This window comes from Paraeggerthella hongkongensis, from assembly GCF_003726035.1.
Taxonomy (GTDB): Bacteria; Actinomycetota; Coriobacteriia; order Coriobacteriales; family Eggerthellaceae; genus Paraeggerthella; species Paraeggerthella hongkongensis.
This window is the reverse complement of record NZ_QICD01000053.1, coordinates 1-1,311: the sequence shown is the minus strand read 5'-3', so window position 1 is coordinate 1,311 and position 1,311 is coordinate 1. Positions and strand designations below refer to the sequence as shown.

Annotated in this window: 2 protein-coding genes; both read right to left on the bottom strand. The window is 51.9% G+C overall.

Annotated elements, in window-relative coordinates; all coding sequences use genetic code 11:
* Positions 1–41: 41 nt before the first annotated feature.
* Complete coding sequence (locus DMP08_RS12265) at positions 42–1,031, bottom strand: IS3 family transposase (RefSeq protein WP_123193155.1); 990 nt, start codon at positions 1,029–1,031, stop codon at positions 42–44.
* Positions 938–1,222, bottom strand: a complete 285-nt coding sequence (locus DMP08_RS12260) for a transposase (RefSeq protein WP_123193154.1) — start codon at positions 1,220–1,222, stop codon at positions 938–940. Before DMP08_RS12260 ends, DMP08_RS12265 begins: the two co-directional genes overlap by 94 nt.
* Between the last annotated feature and the right edge of the window lie 89 nt (positions 1,223–1,311).

The window sequence follows — 1,311 nt, the reverse complement described above, 5'->3', positions numbered from 1 at the left end:
CTTGACCTGTGTCAAGATTTCGGACACAAAAGTTAGAGAATTTACGCCGCCTTCTGCAGCGCGGGCTGCTTTGGTGCCGTGCGCTTGAAGAAGTCTTCCATCACCTCCGCCGGAACCTGGTAGCCAATGGTTGAGTGGGGCCGCTTGCGGTTGTAATAGCTTTCAATGAAGTTGATGACGGCCATTTTTGCTTCTGCTCTGCTCGAGAAGCTTCTTCGGTAGTACATCTCATTTTTCAGCGTTGCGAAAAAGGACTCTGCAACCGCATTGTCGTGGCAGTTTCCCGTACGGCTGCATGACAGTCTCACGTTGTTGTCACGCGCCCACTCGGCAAGCAAACGACTGGTGTACTGGGCACCTTTGTCGGAATGAAAAATTGCGTTTTCAGCAACGTAGCCGCGAGCTTTCGCGCTTGCCAAAGCATTGACCACAATGTCTGCCGTCATGCGCTCGGAAAGCGACCAGCCAACCACCATGCGAGTGTTCAGATCGATGACTGTTGAGAGGTAGAGCCAGCCTTGGTGCGTACGCAGATACGTTATGTCGCCCACGAGCTTATAGGTGGGAATCGGGCTTGTAAAGTCCCTGCGCATCAGATCGGGCTTAGGTTTGGCGTTCTTATCAGGAATGGTCGTGCGCTTCGATTTATAGGGAGTGCATCCCTTTATCCCCAGTTCGCGCATGCATTTCCTCACACGATAAAGGGTAGTCCCTCGAAACTCGTCAGGCAAAAAAGCAAGAATGAAGCGAGCACCGAATCTTCGATCCGACTGGGTCCATACACGATACACGGCCTCTCGCACGCAAGACCAATCATCTTCAGGGCACCCCAGGGACACCCAGGAATAAAAGCCGGAGCGACTAACTTCCAAATGCTTGGACATCCACCGAACAGGATAGTTGGCCTTCTCCGCAAACATCAGCTGATAGCGTGGCTCTACCCCTGCTCTTTTGCGAAGAAGGCTGCGGCTTTTTTTAAAAACTCGTTTTCCATTTCGAGTTCTCGGTTGCGCTTGCGCAACGCGCGCAATTCAGCATCTTCAACAGGTGCGGGCAGCTCTCCATTCAAAGCCTTTTTACGCAGGGTGACCCATCGTGAAGCGGTTTTCTGATGAAGGCCGAGCTCTGCCGCCACAGCAGCCACGGGCCGCCCGGTAGAAATGATGTAGTCGGCGGTTTCACGCCGGTATTCTTCGGTGTACTTCGTTCGTGAATTCGTCATCACTGCACTCCTTTTTCGGTAGGTATGAGATTACTAGATTTAGGTTCAAAAATCTCTTAACCTCGTGTCCGAAAAAACGATACAGGTCA

What these genes read in the sequence shown, in the direction of transcription:
- DMP08_RS12260 (WP_123193154.1), bottom strand. Translation starts at nt 1,222, where the DNA reads ATGACGAATTCACGAACGAAGTACACCGAAGAATACCGGCGTGAAACC.